This is a genomic window from Tolumonas lignilytica (genome assembly GCF_000527035.1).
GTDB classification, from domain to species: Bacteria; Pseudomonadota; Gammaproteobacteria; order Enterobacterales; family Aeromonadaceae; genus Tolumonas; species Tolumonas lignilytica.
This window is the reverse complement of sequence record NZ_AZUK01000001.1, coordinates 1,377,115-1,393,256: the sequence shown is the minus strand read 5'-3', so window position 1 is coordinate 1,393,256 and position 16,142 is coordinate 1,377,115. Positions and strand designations below refer to the sequence as shown.

At 51.1% G+C, this 16,142-nt stretch carries 13 protein-coding genes; 9 read left to right on the top strand and 4 right to left on the bottom strand.

The features are described from left to right. Window position 1 precedes the first annotated feature (1 nt). From H027_RS0106565 to H027_RS0106550, 4 genes are all read left to right on the top strand, one after another. Entirely contained in the window at window positions 2-3,817 is a 3,816-nt protein-coding gene (locus tag H027_RS0106565) for a YhdP family protein (RefSeq protein WP_024871690.1), read from the top strand. Next, the gene (locus H027_RS17535; protein WP_038149199.1) at window positions 3,817-4,638 is read left to right on the top strand and encodes a carbon-nitrogen hydrolase family protein; all 822 of its coding nucleotides are present in this window, start codon (window positions 3,817-3,819) and stop codon (window positions 4,636-4,638) included. The genes H027_RS0106565 and H027_RS17535 overlap by 1 nt, the downstream gene beginning before the upstream one ends. 1 nt (window position 4,639) lies before the next feature. Next, window positions 4,640-6,088: a metalloprotease TldD gene (tldD, locus tag H027_RS0106555; protein WP_024871689.1), complete on the top strand. Its 1,449-nt coding sequence runs from the start codon at window positions 4,640-4,642 to the stop codon at window positions 6,086-6,088. 133 nt (window positions 6,089-6,221) lie between these two features. Beyond that, window positions 6,222-7,772 (top strand): methyl-accepting chemotaxis protein, encoded by a 1,551-nt coding sequence (locus H027_RS0106550; RefSeq protein WP_038149197.1) that lies wholly within the window; start codon window positions 6,222-6,224, stop codon window positions 7,770-7,772. Window positions 7,773-7,825: 53 nt separating this feature from the next. Here the strand turns inward: H027_RS0106550 and yjgA are convergent, their stop codons facing one another. Further along, window positions 7,826-8,350, bottom strand: coding sequence for a ribosome biogenesis factor YjgA (yjgA, locus tag H027_RS0106545; protein ID WP_024871687.1), 525 nt, complete (start codon window positions 8,348-8,350; stop codon window positions 7,826-7,828). 85 nt (window positions 8,351-8,435) lie between these two features. On the opposite strand from yjgA, the gene pmbA reads away from it, so the two are divergent. After that, on the top strand, window positions 8,436-9,779 hold the full coding sequence (gene pmbA / locus H027_RS0106540; RefSeq protein WP_024871686.1) for a metalloprotease PmbA: 1,344 nt from the start codon (window positions 8,436-8,438) through the stop codon (window positions 9,777-9,779). A gap of 41 nt (window positions 9,780-9,820) precedes the next feature. Here the strand turns inward: pmbA and H027_RS0106535 are convergent, their stop codons facing one another. The 3 genes from H027_RS0106535 to rep form a co-directional block, all read right to left on the bottom strand. Then, window positions 9,821-10,150, bottom strand: coding sequence for a DUF496 family protein (locus tag H027_RS0106535; protein ID WP_202593434.1), 330 nt, complete (start codon window positions 10,148-10,150; stop codon window positions 9,821-9,823). 107 nt (window positions 10,151-10,257) lie between these two features. Next, window positions 10,258-10,560, bottom strand: coding sequence for a hypothetical protein (locus H027_RS0106530; protein WP_024871684.1), 303 nt, complete (start codon window positions 10,558-10,560; stop codon window positions 10,258-10,260). 2 nt (window positions 10,561-10,562) lie between these two features. Then, entirely contained in the window at window positions 10,563-12,587 is a 2,025-nt protein-coding gene (rep, locus tag H027_RS0106525) for a DNA helicase Rep (protein WP_024871683.1), read from the bottom strand. Between the two features lie 81 nt (window positions 12,588-12,668). On the opposite strand from rep, the gene H027_RS0106520 reads away from it, so the two are divergent. The 4 genes from H027_RS0106520 (at window position 12,669) to H027_RS17530 (ending at window position 16,133) form a co-directional block, all read left to right on the top strand. After that, on the top strand, window positions 12,669-13,142 hold the full coding sequence (locus tag H027_RS0106520; RefSeq protein ID WP_024871682.1) for a hypothetical protein: 474 nt from the start codon (window positions 12,669-12,671) through the stop codon (window positions 13,140-13,142). A 40-nt stretch (window positions 13,143-13,182) separates the two neighbouring features. After that, complete coding sequence (locus H027_RS0106515; RefSeq protein WP_024871681.1) at window positions 13,183-14,301, top strand: TAXI family TRAP transporter solute-binding subunit; 1,119 nt, start codon at window positions 13,183-13,185, stop codon at window positions 14,299-14,301. Window positions 14,302-14,455: 154 nt separating this feature from the next. Beyond that, entirely contained in the window at window positions 14,456-15,682 is a 1,227-nt protein-coding gene (locus H027_RS0106510; protein ID WP_024871680.1) for an aminotransferase class V-fold PLP-dependent enzyme, read from the top strand. Next, the gene (locus H027_RS17530) at window positions 15,675-16,133 is read left to right on the top strand and encodes a SufE family protein (RefSeq protein WP_024871679.1); all 459 of its coding nucleotides are present in this window, start codon (window positions 15,675-15,677) and stop codon (window positions 16,131-16,133) included. Before H027_RS0106510 ends, H027_RS17530 begins: the two co-directional genes overlap by 8 nt. Window positions 16,134-16,142 lie beyond the last annotated feature (9 nt).

Here is a 16,142-nt window from a genome sequence, read left to right as displayed (position 1 = left end):
GATGAGTTGGCGTGGCGTAGCGCGTGGTAGCGTCATTTTTCTATCTGCTGTATTGATGCTATTGGCGGTATTGGTCACGGCATTGCGCTTTGGGGTGCCTGATTTACAGCGCCACAGTGACTGGCTGATCAAACAGCTGTTACCCGAACCGCTCACGCAAGCGACGGTGGGTCAGAGCGATCTGCGTTGGCAAAACTATGGTCTGGATTTAAAACTGAATGATGTTGCGATACAGCAACAAGGGAGCACCCCTTTTTCATTCTCAGCCAAACAGCTTCGGCTGCACTGCAACCCATTTCTGCAATTTTGGAAAACGCATGGTTGCCTGGCAACCTTGCAGGCTGATCAACTGCAGCTGACCCTCTCGTTACCGTCAGCGCCAGCAAGCACAACGACCAGCATTGATTGGAATAATGTCTTACCCTTGCTGATGGAGCAGATCAGTCAGGCCAATATTACTGGCAGTGACATTCGTATTTTACGTCAGCATCAATCATTGGCGGAATTTCAGATTGAGCAGCTCTATGTTGATAATCGAAACGATCAGCATCGGCTCTATTCTCGTTTTGCGGTTGCAGAGCAAGCACTTCTCATTCCCTTATCATTACAGGCTGAGTTACAAGGTGCCGCCCGACTAGATGCCCTGCAGGGACATATTTATCTGGCGACAGAATCTCATGTCAGCAATCAGTTTGGTGCCTTATTGCCTACGCCGCTGGCCACGAATGTGCAATCCATTCGCGGTGCCCTCTCGTTCCAGTTGTGGCTGGAGCGACAACCGGGGCAATGGCAGAACGCCTTGTTGCAGCTGGGTTTAAACCGACTGGGCTGGCAGCAGGCAGAACAGCAACACAGTCTGGAGCTGCAGGGCGGCAATATTGTCTGGCAACGCCAACACGATGACTGGCAGTTATACAGTCAGGGCTTGCAATTACACAGTGAGCGTCAGCCGTGGCGGGCGTGGCAATTGTCGCTGAGCAAGCTGGGTGAACAATACGCTGGCCAGATGGATCCGCTGTTGTTGGGGGAACTGACGCCGTTGGTTGGCTTGTTCCTGCCGCCGGAATCGGCATCCTCGGAAGCCCTGCGTACGATGATGCCTCAGGGCACACTCAGTGAATTGCAGTTTTCACGGGACGAAACGCAAGATACCTGGTTATTCAGCGGGCATTTACAACAGTTGCAATGGCAGCATTGGCGTATGATCCCGGGCCTGCATGACATGGATGCACGTTTCCATATTTCGCCACAAGGTGTCGCGTTAAAAATCAATCAACGTTCACCCCAGATGTGGGATTTGCAGCCTTATTTTGAAAAGCCCTGGCCAGTTTCTACATTTCAGGCCGATCTGAATTGGCAAAAACAGCAGGATGGCTGGGCACTCAGCGCGGAACAGGTTCAATTCAATACCGATGCGCTGGCAACCGCGACCCAGTTCACGTTGCGTCAGAATAATGCACAACCTTTGTTTCTGGCATTGGACAGCCAGGTTGACTTACATGATGCCAGCAAGGCGCATTATTATTTTCCGCATGGTGCCATGGGTGAACCAGTTATCGACTACCTGACCACTGCGCTGCAGGGAGGCCATGCGGATAATGCCCGGATTTTATGGCATGGTGCGCTGCAGGATTTTCCCTTCAAGGATAAAAATGGCATTTTTCAGGCTTGGGTGCCTTTGCGGGATGCCACCTTCCAGTTTGGTGAGGGCTGGCAACCCTTACGGGAGATGTCACTGAACCTGCTGTTTGAAAACGACCGTCTGGATATGCAGGGTGATCATGCCCTACTCGGGGATGCCGAGACACCTCGCCTGCATGCCTGGTTCCCTAAACTGGCTCCTGGTGCCCGGTTGTACATCGATGCCGATATAGCCGGTACCGGCGAAGCCGTCAGCAGCTATCTCTATAACTCGCCACTGCAAGCCTCGGTGGGCAGTGCGTTGCAGGCGGTACAGATTAAAAAACCACTGACGGGTCAATTGAAGCTGGAGATCCCGTTGGACGGGGCCGATGTAAAGGTCAATGGACACGTCAAACTGGCTGGCAATAGTTTATATATACCCAGCATGGCGTTGTCTTTGGAGCAACTGCAGGGTGAATTGAAGTTTGATGACAATAAAACCTCGATGGAGCCGCTGACAGCTTCCCTGTGGGGACAACCGATCTCTATCAAGTATGCCGGTGAGCAGTTAGCCAACGAATACCAGGTGAAGCTGGGCCTGCAAGGGGAGTGGGATAGCAAACGTGACCACGTCTTACCGCAACTGGCGCATCAATCGTTGCAAGGGCAGGCAAACTGGCAAGGTGCGCTGGATTTGCACCTCTATAAAGGTGGCCACTACTACTATGACGCAGAGCTTAACAGCCCGTTAACGGCCTTGGCGTTTGATTTGCCGTCTCCTTATAACAAACCGGCTGGACGAAGCTGGCCACTGCAGTTGAAGATCAAGGGGAATCAGCAAAGCAGCGTGATCAACGGTTCGCTGAATCATGAGTGGCAATTGCAGGCCGACTGGTCACCGGAGCAAAATCAGTTCCACCGTTTCTGGCTGGACAATCAGATCATCGAACGCAGTACAGGTCCCCGACTGCCTTTCTCGGTCAGTACCATTCTAAGTGAGGCCGATGTTTCCGCCTGGCTGGATTGGTGGCAACGCTGGCCGACGACGGGTCTGCAAACAGTCAATCAACTCTTTCCCAGTGCCGGTGCCATTGATGTTCGGGTGGATAAACTGCATGTGGCCGATCAGTTGTGGCGTGATGTCCGGCTGAATATGAGCCCCGAACGTGAAGGGAGTAAAATCTGGCTGGAAAGCAGCAAAGCGCAGGGCATGATCCATTTGCCGGCCAAGAAAGATCAACCGATCCACATTGATATGGCCCGGTTGTATTGGGCGGATAATGGCGATGAAAAACCGGCGGAACCCATGAATCTGGCCGCACAGCAGGCCTGGTTGTCACATTGGCCCGATTTGTGGTTCAGTTGTCAGGATTGTCGATACGGTGGCAACACGTTAGGACAATTCCGCGGACATCTCGTACCGGTGAAGCAGGGTGGGGAAATCCAGGATCTGCACTGGCAGGTGGCCAATTCGCAGTTTGACGGGCAAGCCAGTTGGAAGATCAAGGATTATCAGCCGATCAGTACCCTGCAGGGCAAATTTACCAGTAGCAACACCGAACTGTTTCTCAGCCATTTTGGATTCGACCCCGGATTGACCGGTACCAAGAGTCAGCTGGACTTGGATCTATCCTGGCCCGGTGCCTTGGTACAACCCAAGCTGGCCACCTTGGATGGTCAACTCAAAATGGAAACCGGTGAAGGGATCCTGCGGGAGGTCAAAAATACCAATGGTAACCGGCTGCTATCCCTGTTCTCGTTAGATGCCATCGTGCGGCGGATCAGTCTCGATTTCCGGGATATTTTTGGTTCTGGTCTCTATTTCAAAAAAATCAGTTTCAGCGGCAAACTGGATCGCGGTGTGCTGCGTAATGATGATTTAAGACTGGAAAGTAATTCCGGTGAACTGCAAGGGCATGGTATGGTCGATTTGGGCCAGAAACAAATCGATTATCAGGTGACCTTCTCTCCGACCTTAACCGGCGGATTTGGGGTGGCTACGGCGTTTGCGCTTACTCCGGTCACGGGACTGGCGGTGCTGGCGGCAACGACCATTCTGCAACCGGTCTTTGATGTGATCACGCAGGTTAGTTATTCCGTGAAAGGTGATATTGCCAAACCGACTATCACAGAATTAAGTCGCAGACAGGCGAAAGTCAAACTGCCCGCGCCGAAGAAAGAGGAGAGCAAATAATGCAGTTGGTTGCTCTGCAAATGAATGCCCAGACCGATTGGTTGCAAAATCGGGCTCAGATACAGGCGCTGTTGCAGCGCTTGCCGGTGGAGCGGCCTTGTCTGGTGCTATTGCCGGAAAACTTTGCCTGCATGGGCGGCATTACAGACTATCAGGCATTATCTGAACCACTGGGCTCCGGTCCTGTTCAGCGGCAACTGAGTGAATGGGCGAAAGAATTTGGTATCTGGCTGGTGGCCGGTTCGTTACCAACCTGGGTATCCCAGCAAAATCGCTCCCACACCACCTCACTGGTTTTCAACCCGCAGGGCGAATTAACCGGTTTCTATCATAAACTGCATTTATTTGATGTGGATGTGGCGGATGCCCGTGGCCGTTACCGGGAATCCGATACGTTTGTGGCTGGTGACGATATAACGGTGGTGCCATCCCCGTTTGGCGGTCTGGGACTCAGTATCTGCTATGACGTCCGTTTTCCGGAGCTGTATCACTTATTACGTCAGCATGGTGCGGATGTCTTACTGGTTCCGGCGGCGTTTACAAAAGTCACCGGGCAGGCGCACTGGTTACCTCTCTTACAGGCCAGAGCGATAGAGAATCAATGTTACGTTATCGCCGCGAACCAATGTGGTACGCATGCCGGTAACCGTGAAACCTGGGGGCACTCCGTGATCATTGATCCTTGGGGAGACATCTTGGCACAACAGGGATCTCAGCCGGGCCTGATCGTGGCGACGTTTGATCCGCAAAAAACTGAACATATCCGCAAAACAATGCCGGTACAGCTGCATGCCAGACTGAGCCCGGCCTGGAGAGAGTAATTTGATGTTGTTACCACAAGTCAGTGAACGGCTGTTGGCCGCAAATGGTCTGGATCAGGATATTCTGGCGCAGCAATTGCGCCAGTTGATGAGTCATCAGATTGAATTTGGCGATTTTTATTTCCAGAGTGGGGTGCATGAATCCTGGATCCTGGAGGATGGCATCGTTAAAGATGGCAGTTACAACATCGAACAGGGTGTGGGGGTGCGGGCGATCAGCGGTGAAAAAACCGGATTTGCCTATTCCGACGAACTGAGTCTCAATGCATTACAGCAGGCGGTAATTGCAGCCCGAGGTGTGGCAGCCAGTGGCGGTAATAGCCAGATAAAAATCTGGCAGCCTACGCAACCGCAGGCGCGTTATCTGGCTCTGGATCCGTTGCCGGGGCTTGCACAACCGCAAAAAATTGCGTTGCTTGAAGAACTGGACCAATTTGCCCGTTCATTGGATAACTGTGTAACGCAGGTGATGGCATCGCTAAGTGGTGTCTATGAAGAGATCCTGGTTGCGGCGACCGACGGTACATTAGTGGCCGATATTCGCCCATTGGTGCGTCTCAGCATCACGGTGTTGGCAGAGCGTAATGGTCGTCGGGAGCGAGGCAGCTCTGGCGGTGGTGGCCGTTGTGGTTATGATTATTTCTTCGAAGTTGAACACGGTGAAAGCCGGGCGCACGGCTATGCGCGTGAAGCGGTTCGTCAGGCGCTGGTGAATCTGGATGCGATCGATGCACCCGCTGGCATGATGCCGGTAGTTCTCGGTGCTGGCTGGCCGGGAGTCCTGCTGCATGAGGCCGTAGGGCACGGGCTCGAAGGTGATTTCAACCGCAAAGGATCTTCCGCATTCAGTGGCAAACTGGGGCAACAGGTTGCCTCCAAGCATTGTACGATTGTCGACGATGGAACTCTGGCCGGACGCCGGGGTTCATTGACGGTGGATGATGAAGGCACGCCAACCCAGCATACCGTGCTGATTGAAAACGGCATTCTGAAAGGCTACATGCAGGACAAACTCAACGCTCGTCTGATGGGAGGCGCTTCGACCGGTAATGGTCGCCGCGAATCCTATGCGGCCCTACCGATGCCGCGGATGACCAACACCTACATGTTACCCGGAGAGTATGATCCGCAAGAGATCATTGCTTCGGTGAAGAAAGGTATTTATGCCCCCAATTTTGGTGGCGGTCAGGTGGATATTACTTCCGGTAAATTTGTGTTTTCCGCATCAGAAGCCTACCTGATTGAAGATGGCAAGATCACCGCACCGATCAAAGGGGCAACACTGATTGGTAATGGTCCGGAAGCCATGCAGCAGGTCTCGATGGTCGGTAACGATCTGGCGCTCGATCGGGGTGTGGGGGTCTGTGGCAAAGATGGTCAGAGTGTACCCGTTGGTGTGGGGCAACCGACACTGAAACTGGATGAGATGACGGTCGGTGGTACACAGTAACTTTTAATCTTAAGGGAAGGCGAAATGCCTTCCTTTATGTGACCCGTAACAAATAAGCATTTATTTTCGATACAGCTTTTTGACAATTCCCCGGGATCGGCTATTTGTTTAGATAGCAGCATGGGGGATAACAATGAATCTGAATATCAATTCTGATCAGGAAGTCTTTTTTTCTGACGGGCAGCAATTAGTCTCTACCACAGATCTTAACAGCTACATAACCTACGCCAACACGGCTTTCTGTGACATATCCGGTTATAGCAAAGAAGAACTGATCGGTCATCCGCACAATATGATCCGTCATCCTGACATGCCTAAATCGGCATTCCATGATCTATGGCAACATTTGAAAGCCGGACAGGCCTGGCGGGGAATGGTTAAAAATAAAACCAAGGATGGCCGTTTCTATTGGGTTGATGCTTATGTCACCCCAATTTATGAACAGGGCAAAATCAGCGGTTTCCAATCCGTGCGCAGTAAACCCGAAATCCAGTATGTCGAACGTGCAAAGCGGATCTACGGGCTACTGAAACAAAAGGATGCCTCTGGAAAACCGGTCACTATTCAGTATCGTTATCATCAACGCTGGATTGGCGGCTTGGTTGCACTGCTGTCACTGATTGGCAGTGTCATATGGCTGGGCTGGAGTGTGGCTGTTGTGCTTTTGCTGGTCCAGATGGTTCTCTTTGGCATTTTTTACCCGCAACTGGTAGCGATTCCGCATTATCTAGCGTCTTTGGCCAATGATTATGACAGCATCACACGTTACATTTATTCTGGCCATTCACTCTCTAGTATTGCCGATTTCCATGTCAAGTTAGGTCAGGCACGATTGCGGACGGTTCTTGGGCGGGTTGCGGATTCGGGAGCCGGATTACAGCGAGCCGCTGGTCGTCTATTTGCCTCGATAGAACAGGTTAGAAAAGATGTGGATCGGCAAGATGCGGAATTGCAGCAGATCGCCGCGGCTGTAACGGAAATTAATCAGGCTGCGGCCGAAATTGCACAATCCACAGATAATACAAACAACAATGTTCAAAGTGCCTCATTGCATTGCAATGAGGCGGAGCAGAATCTGTTTCGTGCCAAAGAGCAGATCACGCAACTGGCAACACAGGCGGAAATTGCCTCGTCGGCGGCCAGTAAAATGGTTGATGAAGCCGCGTTGATCGGGGGCGTGATGAACGAAATTCAGGGCATTGCCGACCAGACTAATCTGTTGGCGCTGAATGCGGCCATTGAAGCGGCACGGGCCGGTGAACAGGGACGTGGATTTGCCGTGGTTGCCGATGAAGTCCGGGCACTCTCTACCCGGACACATAAAGCGACCGAACAGATCCAGGCCAGTATTACGCATATTCAGCAGATTCTCACCTCGTGGGAAAAAACCATGAATGACAATCTGCAGCAAACACGGGATTGCGTGAAACAAACGGATGCCAGCGCGGCGAGTATGGATAAGGTAATTGTTGTACTGAATACCGTTTCCGATTTGTCCACTCAGATTTCGGCGGCAGCGCAAGAGCAAGGTGTCGCACTTGCTGACGTCGCCCGTAACCTTAATCAACTGACGATTCTCGGTCATTCCAATGTTGAACAATTGCTTAATATTAATGCCAACAGTGAAAGAGTGAAGCAGCGAGCCGACAGTCTGAATGCTGTCTGTCTTACCTTCGATGAGTAATTAACTATGGCAACGGTGTGCTGGTGACCACACCGTTGTATTTGAGGGGGTTGTTATAACATCTCTTCGAAATGTTCACGCAGATATTTGAACAGTTCACGGAATGCAGCGGGGGGCTGATTCGCATCGTGTTCTTTTTTGACCCGGCTGACTAATTGACGCAGCTTCTGCCGTTCCAGCGTGTGGCATTCTGCTAGTACCGCATTGATGGCGTCATCGCCTTCGCTCAACAACCGATCACGCCATTTTTCCAGTTTGTGTAACCGGGTATTGGTGCTGTTGTTGCGGCTGCGGATCTGATCCAGGACTTCTTTGATTTCCTCGATATCCCGGTTCCGCATCAGCTTGCCTATATATTGCAGATGACGGCGAAATGCCTCATGTTTGCCTTTCAGCTTATGTCCGGTGGCGATGGCATCGGTGAGATCTTCGTCCAGTGGCACGCGTTCCAGTTCAGCAGGCTTGAGGTTGACCAGCTCTTCGCCCAGTTTTTGCAGCGCGGTGGCCTCTCGTTTCAGCTCGCTTTTACTGACGTAATCGTCATCCCAATCGTCCTGGGTTTGTTTTTGATGATTCATGGTGTCACTCTTCTCTTTATTCCTCTCTTATATGGTAACAGGTATCTGTGATAGCCTGTGAAAAAATGCGAGCGGATTAGTCGACATGAACTCTCAAGAACAGGTTTTGCAGGAACAACATAAACTCGAACGTGTGGTCGCAGATGCACTGCAAATCGCACAGGAGCTGGGTGCGGACAGTGCAGAGATCTCGATCAGCAAACAGACGGGGATCTCGGTCAATACCCGTGGTGGTGAAGTTGAAAATATTGAATTTAATAAAGACGGTGCTCTGGGCATTGCGGTTTATCGCGATGGCCGGAAAGGTTCATCCTCTACTGCAGATTTAAGCGTTGGTGCGATCCGCCGCTGTATCGAGGCGGCACTGGAAATTTCACGTTATACCGCTGTTGATGTGTGCGCTGGACTGGCTGACCGGGAACTGATGGCCTGGGATGCACCGGATCTGGCGCTGTTATATCCGGTTGCACTGGATCCGCAATATGGTATTGAACTGGCTCGTCGCTGTGAACAGCATGCATTGTCTTTGGACAAGCGTATCAAGCAATCAGACAGTGGCAGTTTTTCCAGTCACCACGGCATTAAGGTATACGGGAATACTCATGGTTTTGTGAAAGGCTATGCGGCCAGTCGCCATTCGTTGAGCTGTGTACTGATCGGCGAGCAAGACGGCGATATGCAGCGCGATTACAGCTACAGTACCGCCCGGGAATTGAGCGATCTGTGGACACCGGAATCGATTGCTGAAGATGCTGTGAAGCGGACCGTCTCACATCTGGGTGGCCGTAAAATTGCGACGACCGAAGTTCCGGTGCTGTTCTTGCCGGAAGCGGCCAACAGCCTGTTTGGGCATCTGGTTTCTGCAATCAGCGGAGGCAATCTGTATCGCAAGTCCTCCTTCCTGCTGGACAGTCTGGGTCAGATGGTGTTTCCAGAATGGATGCAAATTAACGAATACCCGCATCTGACCAAAGGGCTGGCCAGCTCGCCATTTGATGGGGAAGGGGTACATACCCAGGATCGCGCGATCATTGAGAACGGGATTTTACAAACCTATCTGCTGACGGCGTATTCTGCCCGTAAGCTCGGCATGCAATCGACAGGTCATGCTGGCGGCATTCATAACTGGCGTGTGAATGGTCAGGGGCAAACACTGGATGAACTCATCAAGCAGATGGGAACCGGTTTGGTCGTCAGTGAACTGATGGGCCAGGGGGTCAATATTGTTACCGGTGATTACTCTCGCGGTGCCACAGGGTACTGGGTTGAGAACGGACAAATTGTCTATCCGGTTGAAGAGATCACCATTGCCGGGAATCTCAAGGAGATGTTCCGTCAGATCGTGGCAGTTGGCAGTGATATCGATCCGCGTTGCAGTCTGCAAAGTGGCTCAGTCTTGATTGAACGAATGAAAATCGCTGGGAATTGATAGCATGTAACAGACGGCAGTGATGCCGTCTGTCTGCCCCATTATTCTGGGGTACCGTCTTTACGGAAGGTGCGAGGGAAGTTACGCAGTTGTTTGCTGGCTTCACGACGCTGTTTAGACAGCTCTGCACCCAAAATGGTTAAATCATCCACGCGATCTTCGTAATCGCCTTTCATGTTGTGAATGATTTCCAGAATGTCTTCGTAGCTCATACCTGGTTTCAGGTATTCAGTCAGGTTGGCCAGCAGAGCCACGCGTTTCTGGTTATCACGGATTTTGCGGGCGTTGTCTTCGATTTCACGGGTCAGTTTGTTTTTCAGACGGGCCACGCGCACGAATTCCAGAATGTTATTCATTTCGTTGTTTTGCATTATGTTATCCACCATATCAGCTTGTTGATTCCTTCTCTGACCACTGTCTGTTTGCTGTGGTTTATTCTCATCCTGCCATGTTTATGACATAAGAGCCAGATCCGCCATCAGTATATCGGCCAATTCAGTAACATCCATACAGACAGTATGCCTTCTAGCAAATATTGCCAGTTGAATTCACGTCGCCACAAGGCGGCCATAAAAAAGCCGGCCGCCAGCGCAAACGCTGCCAGCGGGTAATACACCAGCGTGCCCAACCGGTCAAAACAGGCGAGCATGGCGGTACGTAAAGCGGCGGGCATCCAGATACCCAGCCAGCCGAGGACGACCAAAGCCGGTACAATCCCCAGTGCCAGTGAACTTAAGCGGATCTTCAGCTGCAGTGTCATTGTCCAGCGAGAATAAGACATGGTTACCCCTTATCTTTCAGCATGGCGCGTAGATTGGCGATCCCGGTCTTGGCCTTCTGCTGGCGTTGCTCCGCACTGGCGGGCTCTTTGCGGGCATCCCATTGTAGGTCATCCTGCGGCAGTTCCAACAGAAAACGGCTTGGCTCCGGACGTACCGCTTCACCAAACTGTCGCCGCTCTTTACATAAGACAAAACAGAGTTCAGTTTGTGCCCGGGTGATACCGACATAGGCCAGACGACGTTCCTCATCGATGTTGTCTTCATCGATACTGGTCTGATGCGGTAACAATCCCTCTTCCATGCCGATCATGAATACATAGGGGAATTCCAGCCCTTTGGAGGCGTGCAATGTCATCAGTTGCACCTGATCCAACTCATCATCCCCTTCGTTGCGCTCCAGCATATCGCGCAGGGTAAAACGTGCCACCGCTTCGCTGAGACTGAGCGGGGGCTCATCGGTTTGCACATCACCGGCCAGCATGTCGGTCAGCCAGCGATATAAGGTCGAGACGTTTTGCATACGCATTTCGGCGGCTTTCGGGCTGGGCGACGTTTCATACAACCACTCTTCATAGTGGATGTCCTTGATCAGATCGCGCACGACTTCTTCACTGTTGCCGCGTGCCGCATTGCCACTCATGCGGCATAGCCAGTCACAAAAATGACGCAGACTGTTTAATCCCTTGCCATGCAGATGCTGCTCCAGCCCCAGTTCAAAGCTGGCCGCATACAGACTCTTGCCGCGCAGATTGGCATAGTGCCCCAATTTTTCCAGCGTAGACGGACCGATTTCACGCCGTGGCAGATTCACCACCCGCAAGAATGCATTATCGTCATCCGGGTTCACCAGCAGTCGCAGGTACGCCATGATGTCTTTGATTTCGGTACGGGAGAAAAACGAGGTGCCGCCGCTGATCTTGTAGGGAATGCGGTTTTGCATCAGCACCTTTTCCAGCAACCGAGACTGATGATTGCCGCGATACAGGATGGCGTAATCTTTCCAGCCGGTACGGTTCATGAAACGATGCCCCATGATTTCCGCCGCGACTTTTTCTGCTTCATGCTCTTCGTTTTTGGCCATCAAGACCCGAACCGGCATCCCGTAGTCCAGCTCGGAGAACAGTTGTTTATCAAAGACATGCGGGTTATTGGCAATCAAAATATTGGCACATTTGAGGATGCGACCCTTGGAACGATAGTTTTGCTCCAGCTTGATCACATTCAGTCGCGGAAAATCTTGTTGTAAACGCACCAGATTCTGCGGTTGAGCCCCGCGCCATGAATAGATCGACTGGTCATCATCGCCCACCACCGTAAAGCGCGCCCGTTCCCCCACCAGCAGTTTAACTAACTCATACTGGCTGGTATTGGTGTCCTGATATTCATCGACGAGCAGATAACGGATACGGTTTTGCCATTGTTCTCGCACCTGCTCATTGGTTTTTAACAACAGCGTCGGCAGTAGGATCAGGTCATCAAAATCCAGCGCGTTATAAGCACTCATTTGTTTCTGATAACGCTCATACCAGCGAGCAAAGCGCTGTTCATCGGGCGTTTGCGCCCGTTTGAGCGCCTGCGCGGGCAAAATCAGATCATTTTTATAGCGGGAAATGGTTTGTACTAATTGCTGTAACAAAACCTTGTCACCCTGTATCTCCGTCTCGGTCAGCTCTTTGAGCAGACTCATCTGATCGGTGTCATCAAACAGGGAAAAATGGGCTTTCAGATTCAGGTGCTGATGTTCCCGCCGGATCAGATCCAGACCCAGAGAGTGGAAGGTAGAAACCGTCAGCCCGCGAGCCTCTTTACGGCCTAACGTATGGGCCACACGCTCTTTCATTTCTCGGGCGGCTTTATTGGTAAACGTGACCGCGAAGATATGGCGTGCGGAATAGCCGCATTCACGGATCAAGTAGGCAATCTTTGCCGTGATGACTCGGGTTTTACCACTACCCGCACCGGCAAGAACCAGGCAAGGGCCGGATACAAACTGCATCGCGTCAAGTTGTCGGGGATTGAGTTTCATGCCTTGTTACCATCACCACAGAGCGTCTCGGGCGGGCAGTATAACAAAACGCAGAAAAGATACCTTGTGGAGGTGTACATCATGGCTTATGTGAATTCAGGGATTGAAATGAAAACGACCCAGTATGACTGGCGGATCATCGGCATCATAGTCACGGTTTTTATCATCACGCTGGTCTTGGTCGTCATGAAATTTATTTATCCCGGCGTTACACCAGACAAGATGTTATCTAGCTTGTCCGCAGCATATCACTCGGTTAATGAACAACCCGTTACAACCCCGTCATCCGGCAAAAGACAGGCGTCTCGCTCTGCCTCACCGGTCATTCCGTCAGAAAAGACGGCCATGACCAAATCGAACACGACCGTTCATCTTCAAGCAGAAAAAATCCCTTCCGGTGCTGTGTCCAGCGTGACGATGCCCCATGATGCACCACAACAGGCGAATGAGCCATCAGTAGGAACGCAACACCATCCTGCGGTGTCGCCTGAATCAGTAAAAGAATCCCAAATGGTGTGCTCTGCGGAGGATCGTGCGGCAGAGCTGTGTCATTAACGGAATGAGCAATAAGCAATATAACAGTAAGGAACACAGGATGCGTTTACGATTGAAGTGTGTGCAGGCTATTTTTCTTTTAATGCTGTGGCAGAGCGATGGTATTGCCGCCCCGATTGCTAATGCTATCACCACCGGCAGTCAGAGTGATACCTATTACCAGATCGGTAATGAACTGAAAGAATATGTGAGCCCGGAATTACAGAATCTGGTTTCAAAAGGTGATGTCGACAACATCAAGGCGCTGAGTAAAACCAAGGGCGTCTCCTTCGCGATTGTGCAGTCAGATGTTTATCAGACTTATGTCAATTTAGAGCAACATGATCCGGATCCCGCGATCCGGCAGTGGGCAACAGAATTATTAAACTCACTACGGGTTGTCGCGCCACTTTACAGTGAAGAGATCTACTTTGTCGTCCATAAAGACTCACCGATGCAGGAGTTGCAGGACATCGAAGGAAAACGTCTGGCCATCGGCCCGGAAGGCAGTGGTACGAATCTGACCGCGAAAAATATCTATTTTAAATTGTTTGGCAAGGCCCCAGTCATCGTTAAACCCTTCATTGAAACGGGCGTACTTGGTTCGGACGACAGCACCCGTTATGTTCGTTCGGCATTGTGGCATCTGGCCCATCCTGATGCGGGTCCGGAAGAGCGCAAAGTCGATGTGGTTGTCATCATTGGTGGCCAACCGCTGCCCTTGCTGCAACGATTGGGAAAGGATTACAAATTACTGGCGACGAATATCAAAAATGATGCAACGGAATCACTGTTGAAAGATTACAGCATTGGTTTTGCTGACAAGAAAAACTATCCATTTTTAGCGCGACACATGCCCGTCATGATGGTGCAGTCATATCTGGTCACTGCACAATTCCGGGATAAGCCGCGCAGAGATTTCGTCAAGAAATTCGCCACTTCGCTGTGTAAAAACTACGATAAGCTCTATGAACACGGCCATGAAAAATGGAAAGCATTGGTCTGGTCGCCGCAACATCCGCATCTGCCATCGTTGTTGTCAGGATGGCGCTACTCGGATGTCACCAAACCCATCCTTGAAAACTGCCACTCTGACGTGACTCGTGTAGTAAGCAATCCGGCTGCCACACAAGCTTTAACCTGTACACTGGAAGATCGATCCATCGGTCTGTGCTTGTGATCGGGCCTTTGTATAACCTCTCCTCATGAATATGTTCTGTCACTGTCTTGCTTGTACGACAGTGATGGAACATTCGCCCCATTCGGCGTTTTTTTCCAGAAGCGATAAGAATACGTTATCATGGCGGCCCTCTCTTGGTGGGTGGTTTCACGCTATGACCTTTTTTGACATACAGCAGGTGCGCGATCAGTTTCCGATCTTGCAGCAACAGATCAACGGCCATCCGTTGGTTTATCTCGACAGTGCTGCCACCGCACATAAGCCTGAATGCGTGTTACAGGCCATGCTGGATTTCTATCGTACCGACAATGCCAATGTCCATCGTAGCGCTCATTCATTGGCTGGCCGGGCAACACAACGATTTGAACAGGCTCGACAGCGTGTGGCCTCATTCCTGAATGCTCGCAGTAGCGATGAAATTATCTGGACGCGAGGTACCACCGAAGCGATCAATCTGGTTGCCAACACTTGGGGGAAGAGTCATCTGCAGGCTGGTGACGAAATCCTGCTTTCGGCGATGGAACATCACGCCAATCTGGTGACTTGGCAACAGATCGCCCAGCAGACCGGCGCTAAACTCCGCATTATTCCTTTGTTAAGCTCTGGTGAACTGGATTTATTGGCCTTTCGGGCGATGTTATCAACGAAAACCCGGATTGTTGCACTTGTTCATGTTTCCAACGTACTGGGAACCGTGAATCCGGTTGCCGAAATTGTTCGTTTGGCTAAACAAGTCGGTGCGATGACCTTAATCGACGGTGCTCAGGCCGTGGCGCATTCACCTGTTGATGTGCAAGCACTGGATTGTGATTTTTATGCTTTTTCAGGTCATAAAGCATATGGCCCGACAGGCATTGGTGTCTTATATGGTCGCTATGAATGTCTGGCGCAGTTAGCACCTTGGCAATTTGGCGGCGAGATGATCCGGACAGTGACATTTGTCGAGAGCGAATTTAATTTACCACCCTTGCGTTTTGAAGCCGGAACCCCAGCCATTGCCGAAGCAATCGGTTTATCGGCTGCATTGGACTTTTTATCTGAACAACAGGCGGCCGGGGCGGAAGCCTATCAGCAAGCATTATTACAGCGCTTGATCCACGGTTTACAACCGATAGAGGGCGTCGAATTAGTCGGTCAACCCACAGAGCGCCAAGGGCTCGTTTCGATCGTCTTTACGCATGCTCATCATCACGATGTGTGTCAGTTGCTTGATGCGCAGGGCATTGCTGTGCGAAGCGGACATCATTGTGCGATGCCCTTGCTAAATACGTTGGGGCTGGCTGGTACCTTGCGCATTTCGCTGGGCGTCTATAATAAAGAAATGGAAATCGATATTTTCCTGCAGGCATTGCGTCAGGCATTGGAGTTATTGCATGACTGATCGGGTCGATTTTATAGTAAACTACCCAATCGGCGCCGGAACCGGACTGGATGGCGACTTTATCCGAACATTATTAGGACAAAGCACCAGTTGGGATGAGCGATACCGTCAGTTGTTACAGTTGACACGAAAGGTGCCAGCGCTACCTTTAGAGTGGCGTCAGACGGAATTAGAAGTGAGTGGCTGTGAGAGTAGGGTGTGGCTGTTGCCTTATCGGGACAATAACGGGATCTATCATTTCGTCGCAGACAGTGAATCTCGCATCGTAAAATCGTTATTGATCACACTTTTAGCAGTTGCTAATCATCAGCCTGCTGACAAGATCCAACAGATCCAAGTAGCATCTTACTTTGCCGAGTTAGGGTTAGCTCAGCATATAACACCATCCAGAACCAATGGATTGCAGGCTGTGTGGAAAAAAATGAGTGATTTTTGCGCACTATCTGCATAAAATTACTAC